A 21956-nucleotide genomic window follows, 5' to 3' on the forward strand; every position below is an offset into this window, starting at 1 on the left:
TCGCGCGAAAAGGGTTGTGGGCCCCATCGTGGGAGAGGGCGGGGGTTTTCCTGGGGTTGGGGGGTGACCGGGGGAGGGAGGGAAAAAAGGTGGGCCCGCGGCGGTTCTCGTTGGGGGCCACCGTCGTGTTCGAACCGGATTACTTGTGCGACACCAGATCCCAGCCCGGGACGGCGTCGGGCTTGCGCGGGGCCGGGCCGGTGTAGATGGCGGCCGGGCGGACCAGCTTGCCCAGCTTCTTCTGCTCCAGGATGTGGGCACACCAGCCGGCGGTGCGGCCACAGGTGAACATGGCGGGCATCATGTGCGCCGGGACCTCGGCGAAGTCCAGGATCACCGCGGCCCAGAACTCGACATTGGTCTCGATGGCGCGGTCGGGGCGGCGCTCGCGCAGCTCGGCCAGGGCGGCCTGCTCCAGGGCGGCGGCGACCTCGTAGCGCGGGGCGTCGAGGCGCTTGGCGGTGGCGCGCAGCACGCGGGCGCGCGGGTCCTCGGCCCGGTAGACCCGGTGGCCGAAGCCCATCAGCTTCTCCTTGCGGTCCAGGATGCCCTTGACCAGAGCCCGTGCGTCGCCGGTCTTCTCGACGGCTTCGATCATGGGCAGCACCCGGGCCGGGGCGCCACCGTGCAGCGGGCCGGACATGGCGCCGATGGCGCCGGACAGCGAGGCCGCCACGTCGGCGCCGGTGGAGGCGATGACGCGTGCGGTGAAGGTGGAGGCGTTCATGCCGTGCTCGGCGGCCGACACCCAGTAGGCGTCGATGGCCTCGATGTGGCGCGGGTCCGGGTCACCCTTCCAGCGGGTCATGAACCGCTCGGTAATGGTGGCCGATTCGTCGATCTTCGCCTGCGGCACGGCCGGCTGGTAGATGCCGCGCGCCGACTGGGCGACGTAGGACAGCGCCATGACCGAGGCCCGGGCGAGGTTCTCGCGGGCGGTGTCGTCGTCGATGTCGAGCAGCGGCTCGTAGCCCCAGATCGGGGCCAGCATGGCCAGGCCGGCCTGCACGTCGACGCGCACGTCGCCGGTGTGGATGGGGAGCGGGAACGGCTCGGCGGGCGGTAGGCCGCGGCCGAATTCGCCGTCGACCAGCAGGGCCCACACGTCGCCGAAGGTGACCGAGTTGCCGACGAGGTCCTCGATGTCGACGCCGCGGTACCGCAGTGCACCGCCGTCCTTGTCGGGTTCGGCGATATCGGTGGTGAAGGCCACCACTCCCTCGAGACCGCTCACGAAGCCGTCGGGGACGACCGAGCTTGGTACCGCAGCGCTGGCAGTCATGTTGTGACTCTCCTTGCAAAGTCGGGCGCCCGATCTTTGGGCAGCCACGCCGATCAACTGGAGCTTAACCCCCGCATTACTCCGGAGTAACGTCTGCCCCATGGTTGACCAGGAGAAATTCGCCACGCCCGACGTCGACATGGCTGCCCTGCGGGTCGAGTACGGAGTCGATCAGGGCGACAACCATCCGGGCCCGGAAACCGACCTCGACGAGACCTGGCTGTCCGACGGCTGGGAGCCGTTGCTGCGCAACTGGATCGAGGACGCGACCAGCGCGGGCATGACCGATCCGAACTCGATGGTGCTGAGCACCGTCGAGATCACCGAAACCGGTCCGCGGCCCGCGTCGCGAACTGTCCTGTGCAAGGGGCTTTCTCCCGAAGGTGTGACTTTTTACACGAATTACGAATCGTTCAAGGGCCGCCAGCTGACCCGAACCCCGTATGCCTCGGCCACTTTCGTGTGGCCCGCCATGGGCCGGCAGGTCACCGTGCGCGGGCCGGTGCGGCGGGTCCCGGCCGAGGCCACCGAGGTGTACTGGCAGTCCCGTCCGCGCGGTTCCCGGCTGGGAGCATGGGCCTCGGAGCAGTCGCGGCCCATCGCCTCCCGTGCCGAGCTGGACCGGCAGATGGAGACGACGGCCGCCCGGTTCGCCGAGGTCGGCGACATCCCGGTGCCGCCGTTCTGGGGCGGCTTCCAGATTCAGCCGGAGACCGTGGAGTTCTGGCAGGGCCGCCGCAGCCGCATGCACAACCGCATCCGGGTCACCGTCGAACCGGGCAATACCGACGTGTCGGTCATGAAAGTCGAACGCCTGCAACCCTGACCGACCCTCGCCGGCCCGAAAGAGTTGGATATCTCACGTTCAAATGATGGGATGATCGGCCCAAAATGCCTTCCCAAGCGCTCTTCGACGTCGCTAGGTTGGGCCGGTGAAGCTGCTCGCCGACATAACTCCATTACGGAATCCCGACTACCGGAGGCTCTGGACCACCGGCATCGTCACCGTGATCGGCGCGCAGCTGTCCGTCGTTGCCGTCCCCAAACAGCTCTACGACATCACCCACAGCTCTTCGTATGTCGGCCTGGCCGGGCTGTTCGGCCTCATCCCGCTCATCGTCTTCGGCCTCTGGGGCGGCGCGCTCGCCGACGCCATGGACCGCCGCAAAATGCTGCTCGTCACCAGTGCGGGCACCGGCCTGACCTCGCTGGCCTTCTGGGCGCAGGCCGCCGCCGGGCTGAACAATGCCTGGCTGGTGCTGATCCTGTTCTCGGTGCAGCAGGCGTTCTTCGCCATGAACCAGCCCGCCCGCAGCGCCATCTACCCCCGGCTGCTGCCGCCCGAGCAGCTGCCCGCGGCCAATTCGCTGAGCATGACGGTCATGCAGTTCGGCGCCATCGCCGGGCCCGTGCTGGCGGGCATGCTGATTCCGTTCGCGGGCCTGGCCACGCTGTATCTGATCGACTCCATCGCGCTGCTGGCCACGCTGTGGGCCACCTGGAAGCTGCCGCCCATCCCGCCGCACGGCGAGACCCGGCGCGCGGGCCTGCGCGAGGTGTTCGACGGTTTCGCCTACCTGGCCACCCAGCGCATCCTGCTGGCCTCGTTCGCGGTCGACGTGGTGGCCATGGTGTTCGGCATGCCGCGCGCCCTGTTCCCGCAGATCGCCCAGGACAGCTTCGGCGACACCGCTTCCGGCGGAACGGCACTGGGCCTGCTGTTCGCGGCCATGTCGGTGGGCGCGGTGCTGGGCGGGGTGTTCTCCGGCTGGCTGTCGCGGGTGCGGCGGCAGGGTCTGGCCGTGGTGGTCTGCATCGTGCTGTGGGGGCTGGGTATGGTCGGGTTCGGCCTGGCCGTGGGCCTGGTCGGGCACGGGCTGAGCATGACGCTCGCACTCTGGATCGCGCTGGCCTGCCTGGCTTTCGGCGGGGCGGTGGACATGTTCTCCGCGGCCCTGCGCACCACCATGCTGCAGTCGGTGGCGACCGACGAGATGCGCGGACGACTGCAAGGGGTCTTCATCGTCGTCGTGGCGGGTGGACCGCGCATCGGTGATGTTGCGCACGGTTTCGCGGCCGCGGCGGTGGGTACCGCGACGGCTGCGGCCGGCGGTGGCGTCCTGGTCGTGATCGGCATGATGATCGCGGCCGTGGCGTTTCCGGCGTTCGTTCGATACCGGGTGGCACGTGCGTATTCGGAGGTGCAGCTCGCGTGATGTCGCGGGGTTCATGCTCATAGCACATGACCGCCGCTCTCCTCACCTGCGAACGATGTGACTGTGAGGTAGCAAAGAGCCACCCTCATTGGTCGGGCGTAGTGGACAGCGGCTAGCGTTGACTCGAGCGCATCGCACGCCGACCGTGTCCGATGCCTACGGTTACAAGCCTGAGAGGGATCCTTCCGTGCCCGCTGAGAACATCATCAACGTCGACGACGACGCCAAGCCGGTACTGCAATACCCGGGCGGCGAGTACCCGATGACCGTCGCCAAGGCTGTCGAGGGCAATGACGGGATCGACCTGGGCAAGCTGCTCGCCAGCACCGGGTACGTCACCTATGACCCCGGTTTCATGAACACCGCCTCGACCAAGTCGGCCATCACCTACATCGACGGCGAGGCGGGCATCCTGCGCTACCGCGGGTACCCGATCGAGCAGCTGGCCGGTAAGTCGACCTTCATCGAGGTCAGCTACCTGCTGATCTACGGCGAGCTGCCGACCCAGGCCCAGCTCGACGACTTCACCGACCGGATCCGCCGGCACACCCTGCTGCACGAGGACCTGAAGCGGTTCTTCGACGGCTTCCCGCGCAACGCGCACCCGATGCCGGTGCTGTCCTCCGCGGTCAACGCGCTGTCGGCCTACTACCAGGACTCGCTGGACCCGCGCGACCCCGAGCAGGTCGAGCTGTCCACCATCCGGCTGCTCGCCAAGTTGCCGACCATCGCGGCCTACGCGTACAAGAAGTCGGTCGGCCAGCCGTTCCTGTACCCGGACAACTCGCTGTCGCTGGTGGAGAACTTCCTGCGGATGACCTTCGGCTTCCCGGCCGAGCCCTACGAGGTCGACCCGGAGATCGCCGCGGCGCTGGACATGCTGCTCATCCTGCACGCCGACCACGAGCAGAACTGCTCGACTTCGACTGTGCGTCTGGTGGGTTCGTCCGACGCCAACCTGTTCACCTCCGTCTCCGGCGGCATCAACGCGCTGTGGGGCCCGCTGCACGGCGGCGCCAACCAGGCCGTGCTGGAGATGCTGGACGACATCAAGGCCAGCGGCGGCGACGTCAAGGAGTTCGTCCGCAAGGTCAAGAACAAGGAAGACGGCGTGAAGCTCATGGGCTTCGGGCACCGCGTCTACCGCAACTACGACCCGCGCGCCACCCTGGTCAAGCAGGTCGCGGACAACATCCTGGCCAAGATCGGCGGCGACGACCAGCTGCTCGAGATCGCCAAGTCCCTCGAAGAGGCCGCCCTCACCGATGAGTACTTCATCGAGCGTCGCCTGTACCCGAACGTCGACTTCTACACCGGCGTCATCTACCGGGCCATGGGCTTCCCGACCCGCATGTTCACCGTGCTCTTCGCCATGGGCCGCCTGCCGGGCTGGATCGCCCACTGGCGCGAAATGCACCGCGAGCCGCTGAAGATCGGCCGTCCGCGCCAGATCTACACCGGCTACGGCGAGCGCGACTACATGCAGATCAACGGTCGCTGACCCCGACGGGCCCTGTGCCCGAAGGGTTTCCGACGAACCCCGCCGCAACGCATGGTTGCGGCGGGGTTTTTCGTTCACAAGGTCTTGTTGAGAATCTCGCTGGGGTGCGACGGCAATCTTGTTCCCGTGAGAGGGAAACGATCTCAGCTCCGGTGTCACCTGCCGCGGCGGGGGCGGCAGGTGGCGCCGGAGAAAATCGGGTGCGAGGCCCGGTAATACGTGGGATGTTCGGGGTATGGCATCGACGAATGGCATTACCGTGCGTTCGGCGCGAGCGGACGAGCGGGCGGAGATCATCCGGCTCTCGGAGATCTGCTTCGGGATGCGGGTCGGCCCGGCCGATCTGGAATACGGCGGCGACGTCTTTCCGACCGAGCGGGCCCTGGTGGCCGTGGACGGCGATCGCATCGTCGGGCACACCAACGACCGCACCATGACCGTCACCGTGCCCGGCGCGCGCACCGTGCAGGCCTGCGGCGTCAGCAGCGTCGTGGTCGCGCCCACCCATCGGCGGCGCGGCATTCTGCGGGCGCTCTACACCGAGCAGCATCGGCGCACCGAGGCCGAGGGCATACCGCTCACCATCTTCACCGCCAGTGAGGGCACCATCTACGGCCGCTTCGGCTACGGCCCGTCCATTGTCGAGAACGGGATATCCGTGCGCGGGCGCACCGCCGAATTCCGTTCCACCACACCGGATCCCGGAGGGGTGCACGTCGCCGACCCGGAAGAGGCGAAGCTCCGGTTGCCCGAGATCTACGACCGCTGGCGGCGGCTGGTCCCGGGCGCGCAGGCGCGGCCCGCAGCCCGCTGGCAGCAGCGGTTCTTCGCCGACGTGGTGCAGAGCGAGGAGAGCTCACCGCAGTTCTTCCTGATCCATCCGGACGGCTACGCCATCCTGCGGCGCGCCTGGCACGGGGACAAGAACACCGCCACGGTCCGTGAATTGCGGGCTGTCACAGCGGAAGCCCATGTCGCGCTCTGGCGGGTGCTGCTGAGCCTGGATCTGGTGGACACGGTCGAGGCCACGCTGAGTGATAACGATCCACTCCCCTACCTGGTCACGAATCCGCGTCTGGTGCGCGTCACCGGCCGCCACGACGCGCTGTGGACCCGGGTCATGGACGTCCCCGCCGCTCTCACCGCCCGCACCTACCAGCGGGATCTGGATGTCGTGCTGTCCGTGGACGATCCGTTCCGCGACGCGGGCGGCAGCTTCGCGCTGCGGGTGCGCGACGGCATCGCCGAGTGCGCGCCCACCGGCCGCACCCCGGATCTGGAGCTCGGCATCGATGTACTCGGCAGCCTCTACTTCGGCGCGTACCGGGCCCGGGTCTTCGCCGCCGCCAACCGGATCCAGGCCAAGGACGCGGCCGTGCTGCGCGCATTCGACGAGGCGTTCGCCGCCGAACGCGACGCCGAACTCGGCTGGTTCTTCTGAGTCGACTGCTGCACGCGACGAGCGTGCTGGTGGCCGCCTAGGCCAGGGCCGTCAGAGCCACCGATAGTCGCATCAATTTGCTCAAAATGCGCTCCCGATTCTTTTCTTGCCAGAAAGAATGAATAGAGCTGCATGAGCTCTAGATAGCGAGACATTAACGGCGGGTCAATGCTTCAACCCACCTTTCGGGGTATTTCACCCAATTCGGACGAGGGTCACCCTTGGCGAGTTCAGGGTTTTCCCGGTGGTGGGTGAGCACCGGACGCTGGCATGCTGGGATACGTGAAACCCATCCAGTTGATACTCAACGTCCTGTGGCTCGTGCTGGTCGGATTCTGGATGGCCATCGGCTATGTCGTCGCCGGGCTGATCTGCTGCGTGCTGATCGTGACCATCCCGTGGGGCGTCGCATCCTTCCGCATCGCCTACTTCGTGCTCTGGCCCTTCGGCCGGGAAGCGGTGGAGAAGCCGAGCGCGGGCGTGGGCTCGATGCTCGGCAACATCGTCTGGATCATCGTGGCGGGCTGGTGGCTGGCGCTGGGCCACCTGATGACCAGCATTGCCCTCGCCGTCACCATCATCGGGATCCCGTTCGCCTGGGCCAATCTCAAGCTGATCCCGATCTCGCTGTTCCCTCTGGGCCGCGAAATCGTCGACAGCGACCGGCGTTTCGGCTACTGAATCACTCGGATTCGTCGACGATCTGCTTCATGATCCCGACCGCCTCGGCGAGCACGCCGACCTGGGCGGGGGACAGCCGGGACAGCTGATCGGTCATCCAGGCCTCGCGGGCCTGGTTCTCGTCGGCGATCAGGGCCCGCCCGGCGTCGGACAGCGACACGATGATCTGCCGCCCGTCGGTGGGGTGCGGATTGCGTTCCACCAGATCCATTTCCGACAGCGAGGCGATGACCCGGGTCATCGACGGCGGCTGCACCCGCTCCTTGGCGGCCAGCGTGCCCGGCGTCATGGCGCCCTCCCGATTCAGCGTGGCGAGCGCGGACAGCTGGGTCAGCGAAATCTGGGCATCGGCCCGCCGGCCTCGCAGATGCCGAGTCAAGCGCACTACCGCCAGCGAAAGTTCACCGGCGAGCGCTCGAATGTCGGAAGGCGTTGTCACAGAGGCAAACGATACGGGACCGCCCGCGCGGGAGTCGGCTGTTCCGGTGCGTGGGGGCCGGCCGCCCCGGCGCGCCACCCGAACCGGCCCCTGCCCTCTAGTCTGGTGGGGTGACCACGCCGCCCGTTCCGGAGATTCCCCCGCGCTTCACCGATCCGCGCCCGGTACTGGCCGTGGGCACCATCGGTTTCCTGATCGCGACGGTGGCGGTGTGGGCGAACGACGCGTGGGCGACCGCGCGTCCGGTCTGCCTGATGGGTCTGGCGGTGGGTCTGCTCGGCTACACGATCTTCACGATTCAGCGCCGGAGCGCGCGGCGCGGGGACAAAGGCGCACAACTCGGTCTGGATTAGCGGGCCCCGGGCCCGGATTAGCACCAGAAGCGACTGGTCGCCCGTCCAGAGGGGCCTGACAAAACGAACTTGCGGACCGTGCGAATTGACTGCACGCGCCTCGGAGGCTTAACTCCCTGGAGTGTCCTCCCGATTGAGCGTCGAAGAACGACGGGCCCACCTTATCGAGGCAGCCATCGGCCTTGCCGAAAAAAAGGGCGTGGCAGGAGTTACCACGCGCGATGTTGCCCAGGCAGCCGGTGTTTCCCTCGGTGTGGTGCATTACTGTTTCGAAAACAAAGATCAGCTGATGACCGAGCTGGTCAAGGCGCTCTCGATGGAATTGCGCGATTCCGTCGATGCCAACGAAACGGTATGGCAGGACGTCGGAACCGGAAAAGAAGCGCTGCAACAATTGGTGCGCGCCGGTCTGGAACTCATGTGGCTCAACATCGAAGCCACTCCGGAGCGCCAACTACTCACCTACGAAACCACCACCTACGCCCTACGCGAAGGCGAGCAGACGCCCGCGAAACTCGCCATCGCACGCGAGCAGTACACCTTCAACGACTCCACGGTCGCCGACGTCATCGAACACGCGCGCGAAGCCACCGGCACCTCCTGGACCGTTCCCGTCGACACGCTGTCCCGTTTCATACTGGCGGCCATCGACGGCATCGTGCTGCGCTGGCTGGTCGACAACGACAGCGCCGCTGTCCGTCAGCAATTGGATGTCCTCGCCACCACCGTGGCAGCCCACGCGGCCTGACCCGGGCCTCCCCCCGCTCCGGCGCGGGCACTGTGCAGCACCGCCCGCGCCGGACCCGAATTCGCCTGCCCGCCTGTGTATCTCAACCAGGCCGGGCCCGCGCACGGCCATTCGGGCCGGCACGCATCCTCAGCGGCGCGAGAAGTTCTGCGGCTGCGCCTGCACGTGGGTGATATCGCCCTCCCGCCACCACGCGACCGTCACCGTGGCCTCGAACGCACCCGTCAGCCGGACCCGGAGTTCGTCGTGCACGACGAGATCGCCTGCGGGCAGCGGCAAGTCGAACTGCAGGCGCAGCAGCACGCCCAGCGGCTCGGCGGTCCAGCTGGTCTCCCGGCCGGTGCTCACCACCTCCGCCGTCACCGCCTCCGAGGCCAGCGGCAGATCCAGCAGCGTGGCCAGCGGGCGCGCCGACGCCAGGTCACCCACGACCAGCCGGTCGGCGGGCAGCGCCGGGCCCAGCCACGGGCGATCCAGCACCAGGGCGTCCGCGGCCGGAATCACCTCGCCGGTGAGGGCGCGCACCTGACCCGGCAGCACCAGATCCTCGGTGTCCAGGCGGCCCGCGTCGAGCGCCTCGGCCAGATACCGGTACGTCTGTGAAATCGATTCCGGGGTGGGCATTCTCGCCGGATCGGCGAGGGCGTCGAGGAGTTCCTCGGCCAGCGCGGGGGTGAGCACCTCCGGGTCGGCGAGCACGCCGCGCAGCACCGCCAGATCGTTCGCGTCGAAGCCCGGCAGCTGCGGGAGCAGACCCGCGAACAGGGTGTCGTCCGGGTGGCGCAGCAGGCCCAGCGGAATGCCGTCGATGTGGGCGTGATGGCGCAGCCACCAGGCCGTGTAGCCGTCGCGGTCCGCGAGCAGCCGGCGGGTCGTCTCATCGGACAGCAACAGCCGCAGCGCCTCCGGCCATTCGGCGTCGTCCACCAGGTCCAGGTCGCGGACGGCCACCAGTTCGGCCGGATCCTCGGCCAGACCCTCCCACCAGGTCTCCTCGTCGTCGAGGTGGTGGTCCGGGCCGGTCGGATCCGACTCGGCGACCAGGGTGAAGCTCCAGCCGACACCGATGGCGCGCAGGGCCTCCGGGCCGTAGCGCTCGAGCACGCCGGCGTCCACGGTGGTGAAGGGCGAATCCTCGACGAGCACGCGGGCCAGCGGCGCATCGGGCAGAAGCAGTTCGTCGGCCGGCGTCGATTCGCCGTCGACATCGGGCAATTCGACCAGGCCCAGCCAGGATGGGAGGACACCCGGCGCGGCCAGGGTGGTGGCTGCCAGCTTCAGCACCGCGTCGACGGTGTCCGGATCGCTCGGATCGTCCTCCAGCACCGCCTGCAGCCCGGCGTCATTGAGCAGATCCTCCGGCGTGGCCGGGCGCGCACCCAGCCGGCCCAGCAGCTCGTGTGCCGCCTCCGGGTGCACCAGACGTGCCCAGTGCACCGGAATCGCCTGTTCCAGACGGTCATCCAGCACCACCGTGCGCGGGCCGGTCACCAGGCGGCCATCGGTCAGCGGCACCGCCAGCGCGCCCAGTTCCTCCACCGCCAGCGGATCCACCGCGAACGGCTCCAGAGCGTCGTAGAGCGAATACCACCACTGCGGGTCACGTTCCAGGCTGCTCGACAGCTCGGCGATCCGCGCCAGGCCGATCCGGTGCACATCCAGCACGGCGAGGGCATCGGCGTACATGCGGCCGGACAGCTCCGGAATCACCAGCGGGCCGGCCATGTCCGCCAGCAGATCGGCCAATTCCACTGTCGCACCGGTGAATACGGTGGCCCGGCGCGGCGAGGCGACATTCGCCCGCGAATCCGCGCCCGGGGTTTCGGTGATCGCCGATTCATCCACAACCATCCCCAGGTCCACCGGGGATGGTTCCTCGAACTCGGTCGAGTCGAAGGTCGCGACCACATCGTGCGGTCCGATGGCGTCGTGGGGTTCGACCGTGTCGCCGGGCGCCTCGTCCTGGGCCGGAAGATCCCACAGCGGCAGGGTTTCCTGCTCCCATACCGCGCTCGCCTTGGCGGTCGGCGCGGCGGCCGAGTCGACGTCCGGCGCGGCGGCCAGTTCGAGCGCGGCCGCGGTATCGGGATCGCCCGATGCCCGCACCTCATCGGCCTCGGTACCACTGCCGACTGTCGTCTCGCCGAACGCGGCGTCGAATTCTTCTGGCACCGGGGCGTATTCGGCAGCGCGTTCCGGACGACCGGCGAGGACCGGAAGCCACTCGTTGTCGCGGAGCTCGGCGATCAGGGCCTCGCGGAGCAGGCCGTCCGCCTCGCTGCGGGCGAAGCCGGGAGTGGGGACCAGGACCAGGCGGTCGCGCGGCGGCAGGGCGCGCGCGAACGCGGCGTAACCGGCGGCCAGCGCGGTCAGGTGCGCACCGGGGAGCAGGCGGCGGCGGTCCGGCTGCATGGAGATGTCGGCGATGAGCAGGGCCGGAATGGACAGCTCCTCGTCGGAACGGGTGGGTGCGCGCAGCACATCGGGGCGGGCGGCGATCGGGCGGCCGTCGCGCACCGGCAGCAGCCAGCGGGCGCGCTCGGTGCGGTACTGCCACCACACGCGCTCATCGGAATTCGGGCCGGTGACCCGCAGTTCCGTGAGGCCGTCACCGAGTTCCCGCTCGGCACTGGCGATCTCGTCGTCACCGATCCGGATGGCGTGCAGCGCGGGCAGTTCCAGCAGCAGATCGGCCGCCTCCGACCGCATCTCCGTGAGCAGGGCGACGGTATCCACGTGCTCGCGCAACCGCAGCACGATCTCACTGTCGAAGCCGTTCACGGGCTGCTCCGCGGTGGCCCAGGCCAGTCGCAGCGCGGGCGGCTCGAAATCGTCCGGCGTCTGCGGGATCTCGATGCCCTGCGCGCCGAGCAGCGCCCAGGTCTCGGCCCGTGAGAACCGCACCGAGCCGCCGGTCGAACGGAACTCCACCTCGTCCGACACCGTCAGCACGGCGGTGAATCCCACGCCGAACTGCCCGACGGCCGCGGCGTCCGTCTTCCCCGAAGCCCGCAGTGCGGTGAGCGCGTGCACGCCCGAAACATCCAGCGGTGCACCGGTATTGGCCACATGCAGGGTGCGGCCGTCCAGCCACACCGCGATCCGCCCGTCGACGCCCGCCTTGGCGGCCGCGTCGGCGGCGTTCTGCGCCAGCTCGGTCAGCAGCCGGTCCCGGTATCCGGCCCGGACCAGGTCCGCCTCCGTGGCGGCGTCCTCCCGCAACCGGGTGGGCGACCCGCGCCAGGCGGCCACCACCCCGGCCCGCAGTTCCGCCGTCCCGAAGGGATCCCCCGCATCGGTCGCGACCACGCCCTACACCCCTTCCGCACAACCGTTGATGGCACGCCAGAGCCAAGCATCCGGGTATTTCACAGGACTACGGCGCGATCCATCGAAAACCGCACCCGCCGCCGGGAATCCGGCGGCGCTACAACCTATCCGGGCGAGCGCCTCAGCGCGACTCGGCCGAACCGGTCTCGGGCTCCACCCGCACCGCATCCACGGCCCACGCATCGTCGTACACCGCATCCGGATCGCGCACCTCGAACAACCCGGCCGCGCCGGAATCGTCCGCGGCCACCGACTTCTCGGACGCTCCGGCAGCCTCGGCGTTCTCGGACGGTCCTGCGGCCTCGCCGCTCTCGGGCACCACCGAAACAGCGGCGACCTCGACGTCCGCATCGACCACACCCGCCTGCACATCCGCGGCATCAGTCAGGCCCGTCGCCGAATCAGCGTCAGCCGCAACGCTCGTGTCCGCGGCGACCGTGTCGGTCTCCGCAGTCCGAACCGCGCCAGATTCGTCCGCATCGCCCGATTCCACCTCGGCCACAGCGGCAAGTTCGGCCTCCGCGGCCTCGGTCGTCGCGGCAGCGTCAGCAGTCGCGGCGAACTCAGCGGCGGCGTCAGCGATCGCGTCGGAGTCAGCGTCGGTCGTGGCGGCATCGGTGGTCGCGTCGGCGTCCGTCACGGTGGGCGTCGAATCAGCGTCGCTCGCAGGCGCTTCCGCACCCGCTACCGTGCCGGATCCGTCTACTTCGCCGTTCTTGGCGGATTCCGCTTCCAGCGCACCGGTTCCGTTGCGGAGGTCGGCGGTGGGGAACAGGTCCACGGCGGCGTCGTCGTAGGCCTCGTAGAGGGGAGAGCCGCTGCCGGTGGGGAGTTCGACGTCGGAGTGGGCCCCGCAGCCGTAGGCGACGTGGACCACATGGCCGTCGGCGCCCATGGCATTGGCGCAGACGCCGAACGCAGCGCCCAGGGCGCCGGCCATCGGAACGAAGAAGGCGCAGCGGCCGCAGGTGGACGGGGCGGCGCGGGCCATGTCGGTGTCGGGGCCGTATTCGGAGAACCAGCGGTAGGAGGCCTCCTCGCGACCCTCGCGGGAGAGCACCTGGGTGCGGCCGAGCCCGATCTCGAGGGCGACCTCGTCGACGGCCGGGTCACCGGTGGCGATATAGCCGGGCACCAGGCGCGGGTCGCCGAGCGGCGGGGCCAGCAGATCGCCGGGCGCGAGATCGCCGGGGCGGATGCGCTGATCCCACGGGATGAAGTCGGGCGCCACCAGCGCGTCCGGCCCGGGCAGCAGGGCCGACTCGCTCACCGTGGCGGTGGTCGCCTCCGGCGGCGCGGCCACCACGACCGCCCACTGCCAGCCGCGATAGCCGGGCAGCGTCGCCTCGAAGTGATGGGTGGCCGAGGATTCGTCCTCGCCGGTCACGCCCAGATGCGCGCCCACCCCGACCGGTTCCAGGTCCAGGAGCGCACGGCGGGCCAGCTCGACCGCCTCCGCCAGGATCGGCCGCATACCGGACTCCGAAACTCCAACCGCGCTCACGCCCTACATTTTGCCGTATGGAGCGCAAACGCCGTGCACCGGTAGCGGCCGCCACGATCACGCTGTCCACGGCCCTGGCCCTGGCTGCGACCGCGACCGGCTGCACCAGCAGCGACAACACGCCGAAGCTGCGGGTCGAGGTGGTCGCCACGCGGCCGCACGACCCGGGCGCGTTCACCGAGGGCTTGGAGGTCGACGGGTCGGTTCTCTACGAGGGCACCGGACTCGCCGGCCATTCCTCGATCCGGGCCACGGACCTGAACACCGGCGCCGAACTCGCCCGCGCCGACCTGCCCGCGCCCCTGTTCGGCGAGGGCATCACCCGGGCCGGCGACGTGCTGTGGCAGCTCACCTACAAGAACGGCGTGGCGATCGCCCGCGACCCGGGCACCCTCGCGGAACTGCGCACCACGCATTTCGACGGCGAGGGCTGGGGCCTGTGCACCCGGGACGATCGCGTGCTGATGAGCAATGGCAGCTCGACCCTCACCTTCCGCGATCCACAGACCTTCGCGATCACCGGGAGCGTGGCGCTGACCAGCTACAAGGATGCCGAGCTCAACGAACTGGATTGCGCCCCCGACGGTTCCGTCTACGCCAACACCTGGCCGACGAACACCATCCTGCGCATCGATCCGGGCACCGGCGAGGTCCTCGCCGCGATCGACGCCTCCGGCCTGCTCCCCCGCAGCGCCCGCACCCCCGACACCGATGTCCTCAACGGCATCGCCCACCTCCCCGGCACCGACCACTTCCTCCTCACCGGCAAGAAGTGGCCGACGTCCTATGAAGTGCGTTTCGTCCCCGCCTGATCTGGTCCATCGCGACCGGTCGCTCCGAACTTGTGGCGGCCCACACCGGCCGTAGTGCAGCCACCGGCCGACGGCACTGCAAGAATTGGGTGCGTGACTCCTCCCCGTGACCCCGGTGCCGACCCAGGTCGCTGGGGCGACGAGGACTCTCCCATGATCGAACGGCACCCGGGGTACGACCGCTATCCGCCCGCCAACCGCGCGGGCCGCCGACCCGTCCCGCCCGGCGACGAGAGCGAAGTGCCGGAATTCCTGGCCCGGCGTATGTCCGCGCGTCCCACCGACCCGCCATCGAGGTCGCGCGGCGAATCTCCGCGCAGCTCAGGTGGCGAACCGGAGGGCCGTACGTCACGCTGGGCGCGCCGCCGCCACGACAAGGCCGAAACGCATGACAGGGCAAAGGACAACCCGCCGACCCGGCCGTACGAAACCCAGTCGCCCAAGGGAACTGCGAGCGAGCCGGAAGCGTGGGAGCAGCCGCACGACTTCGGCACCACACGGCGGGTGCGCTACGACCCGGAGTCCGCGTCCCGATCACCCGAGCCGGAATCCGCTTCGCCCGCACACCGCGATCAGGGTTATCCGACGCGCCCCGACAACACGCGGCACGCGCACACCGAACCGCCGCACCCGGAAACGGCTCACACGCAATCGTTTTCACACGAAGCCGACCCCGATGCCCAGGACAGCAGCGGGCTGTACAAGCCGCCCCGCAAACTGACCGTCACCCGGGTCGCCGCACGCCGCAGCATCGAGTTGACGCAGAGCGGTTTCGCGACCTTCCAGCGCGCCGCCAAGGCCGACGGGGCTGAGGAGTCGGGTCTCACCGCGCTCATCTACGCCACCATGGCCAACTTCGCGACCGACGCGGCGATCGCGGTGGCGCTGGCCAATACGCTCTTCTTCGCCAGTGCCACGGCGGAATCCAAAACCAAAGTGGCGCTGTACCTGCTGATCACCATCGCTCCGTTCGCGGTGATCGCACCGGTCATCGGCCCAATGCTGGACCGGCTGCAACGCGGCCGCCGGTTGGCATTGGCGGGCTCGTTCGCGCTGCGTGTGCTGATCGCCGGGCTACTCATCTTCAATATCGACAACTGGGCGCTGTACCCGCTGGCCCTGTGCATGCTGATCCTCAGCAAGTCATTCTCGGTGCTCAAGTCCGCGGTCACCCCGCGTGTACTGCCACCTGGAATCGACCTGGTGCGCACCAATTCCCGGCTCACCGTGTTCGGCCTGGTCGGCGGCACGCTGGGCGCGGGCGGCGTGGCAGCCCTGATCGCCAAGGTCGGGGGTTCCACGGGCGCACTGCTGTTCGCGGCCGGACTGGCGGCGGCGGGCGCGTTCCTGAGCCTGCGTATTCCCTCCTGGGTGGAGGTCACCGAGGGCGAGGTCCCGGCCACCATCGGCTATCACGGCGGCGACTCCCGCACCGAGGTGCTCGATCCGAGCCAGGCCGACCGGGTGCAGCCGAGCAAACGTCGCCAGCCCCTTGGCCGTTCGGTGGTGACCGGCCTGTGGGGCAACAGCACCGTGCGCCTGCTGACCGGGTTCCTCTTCTTCTATCCGGCCTTCGTGGCCAAGGCCACCGAGCATCGGCCGGTCCAGCAGCTGGCCATGCTGGGCGTCATCGGCGCGGCCGCGGCGATCGGCAATTTCACCGGCAACGCGACCGGCGCCCGCATGAAACTGGGCCGCCCGCAATTGATCGTGTTGAGTTGCGCCATCGCCTGTGTCGCCGCCGCGGTGGCGGCGGCCGTGATGGGCAACCTGCTGGGCGCAGCCGTGGCGACCCTGATCGCGGCCGGGACCAGCGCATTGGCGAAGGTGTCCCTCGACGCCTCCATCCAGGACGATCTCCCCATCGAGTCCATCGCCTCCGGCTTCGGCCGCTCTGAGACCGTGCTGCAGCTGGCCTGGGTGTTCGGCGGCGCCCTGGGTGTCCTGTTGCCGACGACCTGGTGGATCGGCTTCACCGTGGTCGCGTCGGTGATGGCGCTGGGCTTGATCCAAACCGTGGTCAGCTACCGTGGTCATTCGCTGCTGCCCGGTTTGGGCGGTAACCGACCTCAGCACGCCAAGCAGGAGATCCCCGCCGCGCACGGCGCGGGGGAACCCACCCAGTGACGGACAGGAAGCCCCGGTGAACCAACCCAAAGCCCGCACGATCATCGCTCTGCTGGCGGTTCTAGTCGTGGTGGCAGTGGCCTATTTCGCCGCGATCGTCGTCATCGCCCGCCACACCACCAAGCCGGATCCGCAGATCACCGCGTACGCGCACGGGAAGTCGGTGTCGGTGAATCCGTTCCTGTACTGCGACCTCGAGGTGTCGAAGGACCGGCTGGCGATCGGCAAGTGCAATTCCACCCAGTCCGTCTCCGATCTCGATGTGCCCCCGGGCTCGACGGTGCAGATCTCGCTGCCCAAGGAGGTCGCCGACGCGCCGTGGGAGCTGCTGATCGGCTACCGCCTGCCGAACAACAAGGCCGACGCGGAGGTCCTGACCTACAAACAGCCCTGGCGGCTGTCGGGCAAGCCGGAGCGGGATAAGGATCCCAAATATGACAAGCCGCTCACCCTGACCATCAAGACCCCGCCGACCGAGCACGTGCGCCTGGCCATCATGGAATTGCACCTGCCGATACCCGCCCGTGACGAGAACGGTAACGAGGGTGTCATCTCCCGCGGGATCTGGGCGCTGCACACCCCCGCATTCGATCCCGCGCTCTTCAGCTGAGATCCCGCCTGCCGCAACAACGGAACGGGCCCCGGTGATGGAATCACCGGGGCCCGTTGGCTTCTCGTCGCGACCTAGTGGTCGAGCTCCCGCGCCACGCCGCGCACCACTTCGGCGATGCGCTGGGCGGTCTTGCGGTCGGGGTACTTGCCGCGGCGCAGATCCGGCTGCACCTTGGTCTCCAGCAGCGTGATCATGTCCTCGATGAGGCCGTGCAGCTCGTCGGGGCTCTTGCGATTGATGGGGGCGTCATTGCGCCCGCCGCCGCGACGGTCGCCGCGCTCGCCACGGCCGCCGCGCTCCTCGCGCAGGGACGGGGTCTCCAGCAGCTTCAGCGAAAGCGCCTGCGGGCCACGGCGACCCGCCGCCATTCCGAATTCCACGCGCTGGCCCGGTTTGAGGGCCTCCACGCCATCGGGCAGCGCCGACGATCGAACATAGACGTCCTCGCCCTCATCCTGGGAAAGGAAGCCGAAGCCCTTTTCGACGTCGTACCACTTCACCTTGCCGGTCGGCACTGCGCTCACCCGTTCGTCATTCAAGCCCGGGCAGCCGGGCACATTCGTGGTCGCCGGACGCATGAGCCGGCGACCTTTCCGTTTGCGAAAAGAACGCGCCCCACACAGCTATGCAGGACGCGACTGACACTGAGTCTACCCCGGTGCGAATAGCGCAAGCACATCAGTTTTACGGTTCAGAGGTGTCCGACACTTCTTCCAAGCAGGCCCCTCGCGGTTCCGCGAGCTGGCTGCTGTATATCGCCTTGGGCCTGTTCGCGATTGGATTGCTGGCGGTGTTCGCGATCTTCGGCGTGCATCTGCTGACCGATGCGAAGCCGGGTCTGTGGCTGTATCTGCTCGCCATGTGCGCGCCGCTGGGTTTCCTGCTCTCGGTGGTCTACGCGCTCTGGTCGGGCCGCCGGTCCCGCTGACCGTCCGGGTCAGGATCGGGACTCGGCCGACACGCGGGCGACGACACGGAGATTGCCCAGTTCGTTACCCGGGCATGCGTGTGATCTTCGTCACATAACGAGGAGGTCACAGAGCGGTGACAGACCCCTATCGGCGGGGACTCGCCGTGACCACCTGCACAGAAGCCATCCGGAACCTCTTGCGCCGGTTAGTGACCCGGACAGACACGTCGGTTACCAAATGGTGATTTTTGGCGGCGGTCGTCGTAGTGTCTTCCTCGCCGGGTCAGCCCGGCGCCACCGGCCCGCCGCACCGAACTTCGCCCCGCGGGTACCGGACCCCCAACTGGAGAAAAGGGGCGAAGACGAGGAACAGCGCACATCCAGTGCGCCGGGCCGGACGACCTCTCAGTTCGACCCCGGTAGTCGGCCTCGCAGGCGCGTACGAGAGGAAAGACCCGAAAATGAGTGGACGCCATCGCAAGCCGACCAACACCGGCCGCACTGTCGCCAAGGTTGCCCTGACGGGCATCGCTCTCGGCGGCGCCGGAGTGGCCATGGCGGGTAACGCCAGCGCGGCACCCGACTCCGACTGGGATCGCCTCGCACAGTGCGAAGCCGGCGGCAACTGGGGCATCAACACCGGCAACGGTTTCCAGGGTGGGCTGCAGTTCTCGCCCGGCACCTGGAACGCAGCGGGTGGCGGCGAATACGCCGCCACCGCCAACCAGGCCACCCGCGAGCAGCAGATCGCGGTCGCCGAGAAGGTGCTCGCCACGCAGGGCTGGGGCGCCTGGCCCTCCTGCTCCTCGAGCCTCGGCCTGACCAGCGGATCCACGCCGCGTACCGCCCCCGCGCCCGCGACCTCGGACACCCCGCAGTGGAACCCGCAGCAGGCGGGCCCCGGCGCCGGCAGCGACGGCACCCAGGAAGTCTTCCAGGCCGTGGACCGCGCCATCGCGGTCGCCCAGTCGCAGGGCGTCCAGATCCCGCAGCCCGCACTGGATTTCCTCAATGCCACCAAGGCCAACGGCACCAAGCTGGACCCCGGCATCGTGAACTTCTTCGAGGCGAACAAGGGCCTGCTGCCGCAGTAGCACCCGTTCCCTCTTCGGAATGCCCCGCATCAATGCCGATGCGGGGCATTCGCGATTTCCGGGGTTGCCGGCGGAACGCCGTGGCGGGGGCAAACTTCGGGGTGCCGGAGGGGGCGGTCCCGATGGCCGCATGCCAGAATGAGCGCGTGGTGAACAAATCGAACAAACCCTATGTCGACAATGGCTGGCCGGACATGGCCAATGGCGATCACGCGGTCACCGAACTCTCCTCGACCCGCTCCGGTGGCCTGTCCCCCTACGGCGAGGACACCGAGTTCCCGCTGCCGGCCGATCAGCTGCCCTACGTGCACCCGCACACCATCGTCAACCGCTGATCCGACGTACGACCGACAACCATGCGGTTAACGGCGCTCGTTCCCGGGCGGCCGCCGCGCATACGACCCCAGGCCCGCGGGGCGGGCACAGTGCCAACAGCCCCACCTACCGCCTGGTCGCCGCGGCGGCCGCTGAACCGCGTCCGCACCGTGCCCGATGAACCTCGTCCGCGCATTGCCCGACATGCCGGCTGCCCGATGGATCGGGTGAAGTGACCGACCTCCCCACCTCAGCCACGACCGCCGACGCGGCCGCCAGCCCCGCCAAGTCCGCGAAATCCGCCGCCCGCGCGGATATGACTCTGGCCGAATGGCTTTCCAAGCGCAGCGACGCTGATCTCGTGACGCTGCTGCAGTTGCGGCCCGATCTGGCCGTCCCCCTGCCCGGTTCGATGGCCGTGCTGGCCGCGCGGACCGAACAGCGCGCCTCGGTGCTGCGCGCGGGCGACGAGCTGGACACCCTCGATTTCGCCGTCATCGAAACCCTGGTGGTGCAAGGCGCCGGAGACGGTGGCCGCGGCGTGCCGCTGCCCGCCAAGACCCTGCGCAAGCTGCTGTCGGACCGGGTTCCGGCGGCCACCGTCAATGCCGCGCTGCAGAAGTTGCGCGCCCGCGCCCTCGTCTGGGGCCCGGATACCGCCCTGCGCGTCACCCCCGCCGCCCAGGAGGCGCTGCCGTGGCCGCTGGGCAGCACCACCGAACTGCCGGACGCGCTCACCGAACCCGAGATCACCGCGGCCCTGGCCGCGTCCACCCCGCAGGAGCGGGCTCTGCTGGAGAAGCTGGCCGGCACCGGCCATCGCGGACGCACCCGCGATGCCGCGCCCGGCACCCCCTCCGAGCGCCCGGTGCAGCGGCTGCTGGCACACCGGCTGCTGAACTGGATCGACGAGGAGACCGTGGAGCTGCCGGTCTCGGTCGGGCAGGTGCTGCGCAACGAGCCGGTCAGTGATCCGCATGCGCTGGTGCCGCCACACCCGGATTCGACCAAACACGCCCCCGCCGACATCAATGCGGTGGCCGCGGGCGAGGTGGGAGAACTGCTGCGGCACAGTGCGGCCGTGCTCGACGCGCTGGGTGGGTCGCCCGCCCCGGTGCTGCGCTCCGGCGGTCTCGGTGTCCGGGAGCTGCGCCGCGTCGCCAAGCAGACCGGCATCGAGGAGAACCGGGTCGGTCTGCTGGCCGAGGTCCTCACCGCGGCCCGGCTGATCGACAAGGGCAGTCCCGAGCCCGCGCCCGACGACGGGGCCGAGGACTACTGGGCGCCCACCACCACCGCCGACGCCTGGCTCGCGGTGGTGCCGCCGCGGCGCTGGACGGTGCTGGCGCAGGCCTGGCTGGACCTGGACCGGTTCCCGTGGATGATCGGGCTGCGCGACGCCAATGACAAGCCCCTGGCCGCGCTGTCGGCGGAGCTGCGGTATGTGCACGCCGTCCGCGACCGGCACGCCGTGCTGGGCGCGCTGGCCGAATTCCCGCCCGGCACCGAGGTCTCCGCCGCCGACCTGGGCCGGATCCTGGCCTGGCGGCAACCGCGCCGGCGCCGGCACTACCGGCTGGAGGCGGTGGCGAACACGCTGGCCGAGGCCGAGGCGCTCGGGCTGGTGGCGCGCGGGGCCCTCAGCTCGGCGGGCTGGACCCTGCTGCACGGCAGTCCCGAGGACGCCGAATCGGAGATGGCGATCGCGCTGCCGGAGCCGGTGGACCACGTCCTGGTGCAGGCGGATCTGACGGTCATCGCGCCCGGTCCGCTCACCCCGGAACTCCAGGACCGGGTCGCCATGGTCGCCGATGTCGAATCCGCGGGCGCCGCAACGGTTTACCGCATCAGCGAGACCTCGGTGCGCCGGGCGCTGGACGCGGGCGCGACGGCCGCGGAACTGCACAACCTGTTCACCATGCACTCCCGCACCCCGGTCCCCCAGTCACTGACCTATCTCATCGACGATGTGGCCCGCCGCCACGGACGCCTGCGCGCGGGCATGGCGCAGAGCTTCCTGCGCAGTGAGGACCCGACGCTGCTGGCGGAGGTGCTGGCCGCGCCCGTGGCCGGCCAACTCGCGCTGCGCGCCGTGGCCCCGACCGTCGCCATCTCGCAGGCGCCGCTGGGCGAGGTGCTGGAGCGGCTGCGCGCCGCCGGTTTCAGCCCGGCGGGCGAGGATTCGTCCGGCGCCATCGTCGACCTGCGACCCCGCGGGGCCCGCCTGTCCACGCGGGGCCAGCAGCGCCCGAACTGGCGGCCCAGCCCGCCGAGCACCGAACAGCTCGAATCCCTGGTCGCCGAACTCCGCGCGGGCGAACGCGCCGCCAATGTCCGCCCCGGCCAGGCGGTGCGCTCCGACGGCTCCCGCACCAGCACCGCCGCCACCCTCAACCTGCTGCAGCTGGCCGCCCGCACCCGCCGCCCCGTCCACATCGGTTACGTGGACGCCCAGGGCGTCGCCACCCAGCGCGTGGTCGAACCCCTCAAGGTCGGCGGCGGCCAGCTCGATGCCCGGGATCCGGTCACCGGCGCCGTCCGCCACTTCACGCTGCACCGCATCGCGTCGGTCGCCCTGGTCGAATAGCGG

19 protein-coding genes are annotated in these 21956 nt (G+C 69.3%); 14 read left to right on the top strand and 5 right to left on the bottom strand.

The genetic code is table 11. The features are described from left to right. Positions 1 to 139: 139 nt before the first annotated feature. Positions 140 to 1282 (bottom strand): citrate synthase 2, encoded by a 1143-nt coding sequence (locus ACFXN1_RS08750; protein WP_354830844.1) that lies wholly within the window; start codon positions 1280 to 1282, stop codon positions 140 to 142. Positions 1283 to 1382: 100 nt separating this feature from the next. On the opposite strand from ACFXN1_RS08750, the gene pdxH reads away from it, so the two are divergent. From pdxH to ACFXN1_RS08775, 5 genes are all read left to right on the top strand, one after another. Then, entirely contained in the window at positions 1383 to 2108 is a 726-nt protein-coding gene (pdxH, locus tag ACFXN1_RS08755; RefSeq protein WP_379435820.1) for a pyridoxamine 5'-phosphate oxidase, read from the top strand. A gap of 106 nt (positions 2109 to 2214) precedes the next feature. Further along, a complete protein-coding gene (locus tag ACFXN1_RS08760) occupies positions 2215 to 3498 on the top strand; it encodes an MFS transporter (RefSeq protein WP_379435818.1) in 1284 nt (427 codons plus the stop codon). Between the two features lie 187 nt (positions 3499 to 3685). Then, complete coding sequence (locus ACFXN1_RS08765; protein ID WP_379397879.1) at positions 3686 to 4999, top strand: citrate synthase; 1314 nt, start codon at positions 3686 to 3688, stop codon at positions 4997 to 4999. 235 nt (positions 5000 to 5234) lie between these two features. Next, positions 5235 to 6440, top strand: a complete 1206-nt coding sequence (locus ACFXN1_RS08770) for a GNAT family N-acetyltransferase (protein ID WP_379435817.1) — start codon at positions 5235 to 5237, stop codon at positions 6438 to 6440. A 291-nt stretch (positions 6441 to 6731) separates the two neighbouring features. Beyond that, positions 6732 to 7121, top strand: coding sequence for a YccF domain-containing protein (locus ACFXN1_RS08775; protein WP_379398247.1), 390 nt, complete (start codon positions 6732 to 6734; stop codon positions 7119 to 7121). A 1-nt stretch (position 7122) separates the two neighbouring features. Here the strand turns inward: ACFXN1_RS08775 and ACFXN1_RS08780 are convergent, their stop codons facing one another. Next, positions 7123 to 7560, bottom strand: coding sequence for a MarR family transcriptional regulator (locus ACFXN1_RS08780; protein ID WP_354830859.1), 438 nt, complete (start codon positions 7558 to 7560; stop codon positions 7123 to 7125). Between the two features lie 110 nt (positions 7561 to 7670). Between ACFXN1_RS08780 and ACFXN1_RS08785 the strand changes: the two genes are divergently transcribed. Next, entirely contained in the window at positions 7671 to 7913 is a 243-nt protein-coding gene (locus ACFXN1_RS08785; RefSeq protein WP_379397883.1) for a DUF2530 domain-containing protein, read from the top strand. Between the two features lie 133 nt (positions 7914 to 8046). Continuing rightward, positions 8047 to 8661, top strand: a complete 615-nt coding sequence (locus ACFXN1_RS08790; protein ID WP_379397885.1) for a TetR/AcrR family transcriptional regulator — start codon at positions 8047 to 8049, stop codon at positions 8659 to 8661. Positions 8662 to 8790: 129 nt separating this feature from the next. Here the strand turns inward: ACFXN1_RS08790 and ACFXN1_RS08795 are convergent, their stop codons facing one another. Together ACFXN1_RS08795 and ACFXN1_RS08800 are read right to left on the bottom strand one after the other, a co-directional pair. Further along, positions 8791 to 11970 (bottom strand): sacsin N-terminal ATP-binding-like domain-containing protein, encoded by a 3180-nt coding sequence (locus tag ACFXN1_RS08795; RefSeq protein ID WP_379435815.1) that lies wholly within the window; start codon positions 11968 to 11970, stop codon positions 8791 to 8793. A gap of 142 nt (positions 11971 to 12112) precedes the next feature. Continuing rightward, the gene (locus ACFXN1_RS08800) at positions 12113 to 13495 is read right to left on the bottom strand and encodes a DUF3027 domain-containing protein (protein WP_379435814.1); all 1383 of its coding nucleotides are present in this window, start codon (positions 13493 to 13495) and stop codon (positions 12113 to 12115) included. A 17-nt stretch (positions 13496 to 13512) separates the two neighbouring features. Between ACFXN1_RS08800 and ACFXN1_RS08805 the strand changes: the two genes are divergently transcribed. From ACFXN1_RS08805 to ACFXN1_RS08815, 3 genes are all read left to right on the top strand, one after another. After that, positions 13513 to 14307 (top strand): glutaminyl-peptide cyclotransferase, encoded by a 795-nt coding sequence (locus ACFXN1_RS08805; protein ID WP_379435813.1) that lies wholly within the window; start codon positions 13513 to 13515, stop codon positions 14305 to 14307. 153 nt (positions 14308 to 14460) lie between these two features. Further along, the gene (locus tag ACFXN1_RS08810) at positions 14461 to 16434 is read left to right on the top strand and encodes an MFS transporter (protein WP_379435811.1); all 1974 of its coding nucleotides are present in this window, start codon (positions 14461 to 14463) and stop codon (positions 16432 to 16434) included. 16 nt (positions 16435 to 16450) lie between these two features. Next, positions 16451 to 17044, top strand: coding sequence for a DUF2771 family protein (locus ACFXN1_RS08815; protein WP_379397893.1), 594 nt, complete (start codon positions 16451 to 16453; stop codon positions 17042 to 17044). A 74-nt stretch (positions 17045 to 17118) separates the two neighbouring features. Here ACFXN1_RS08815 and ACFXN1_RS08820 read toward each other — a convergent pair whose 3' ends face one another. Then, positions 17119 to 17562 carry a cold-shock protein gene (locus tag ACFXN1_RS08820; RefSeq protein ID WP_364606729.1) on the bottom strand — a complete coding sequence of 148 codons (444 nt, stop codon included), beginning with the start codon at positions 17560 to 17562 and terminating at the stop codon, positions 17119 to 17121. A 182-nt stretch (positions 17563 to 17744) separates the two neighbouring features. Between ACFXN1_RS08820 and ACFXN1_RS08825 the strand changes: the two genes are divergently transcribed. The 4 genes from ACFXN1_RS08825 (at position 17745) to ACFXN1_RS08840 (ending at position 21953) form a co-directional block, all read left to right on the top strand. Then, positions 17745 to 17975 (top strand): hypothetical protein, encoded by a 231-nt coding sequence (locus ACFXN1_RS08825; protein WP_354830880.1) that lies wholly within the window; start codon positions 17745 to 17747, stop codon positions 17973 to 17975. Between the two features lie 443 nt (positions 17976 to 18418). After that, positions 18419 to 19051, top strand: coding sequence for a transglycosylase family protein (locus tag ACFXN1_RS08830; RefSeq protein ID WP_379397895.1), 633 nt, complete (start codon positions 18419 to 18421; stop codon positions 19049 to 19051). A 146-nt stretch (positions 19052 to 19197) separates the two neighbouring features. After that, positions 19198 to 19386: a hypothetical protein gene (locus ACFXN1_RS08835; RefSeq protein WP_356999003.1), complete on the top strand. Its 189-nt coding sequence runs from the start codon at positions 19198 to 19200 to the stop codon at positions 19384 to 19386. A gap of 296 nt (positions 19387 to 19682) precedes the next feature. Then, on the top strand, positions 19683 to 21953 hold the full coding sequence (locus ACFXN1_RS08840; RefSeq protein WP_379435865.1) for a helicase-associated domain-containing protein: 2271 nt from the start codon (positions 19683 to 19685) through the stop codon (positions 21951 to 21953). Positions 21954 to 21956 lie beyond the last annotated feature (3 nt).

Source organism: Nocardia sp. NPDC059154, from assembly GCF_042755705.1.
GTDB lineage: Bacteria > Actinomycetota > Actinomycetes > Mycobacteriales > Mycobacteriaceae > Nocardia.

Bases quoted from the DNA above. Each gene is read 5' to 3' on its own strand.
- ACFXN1_RS08805 (WP_379435813.1), top strand. From the start codon at position 13,513: ATGGAGCGCAAACGCCGTGCACCGGTAGCGGCCGCCACGATCACGCTG.
- ACFXN1_RS08810 (WP_379435811.1), top strand. From the start codon at position 14,461: ATGATCGAACGGCACCCGGGGTACGACCGCTATCCGCCCGCCAACCGC.
- ACFXN1_RS08840 (WP_379435865.1), top strand. From the start codon at position 19,683: ATGACTCTGGCCGAATGGCTTTCCAAGCGCAGCGACGCTGATCTCGTG.
- ACFXN1_RS08750 (WP_354830844.1), bottom strand. From the start codon at position 1,282: ATGACTGCCAGCGCTGCGGTACCAAGCTCGGTCGTCCCCGACGGCTTC.
- ACFXN1_RS08830 (WP_379397895.1), top strand. From the start codon at position 18,419: ATGAGTGGACGCCATCGCAAGCCGACCAACACCGGCCGCACTGTCGCC.
- pdxH (WP_379435820.1), top strand. From the start codon at position 1,383: ATGGTTGACCAGGAGAAATTCGCCACGCCCGACGTCGACATGGCTGCC.
- ACFXN1_RS08770 (WP_379435817.1), top strand. From the start codon at position 5,235: ATGGCATCGACGAATGGCATTACCGTGCGTTCGGCGCGAGCGGACGAG.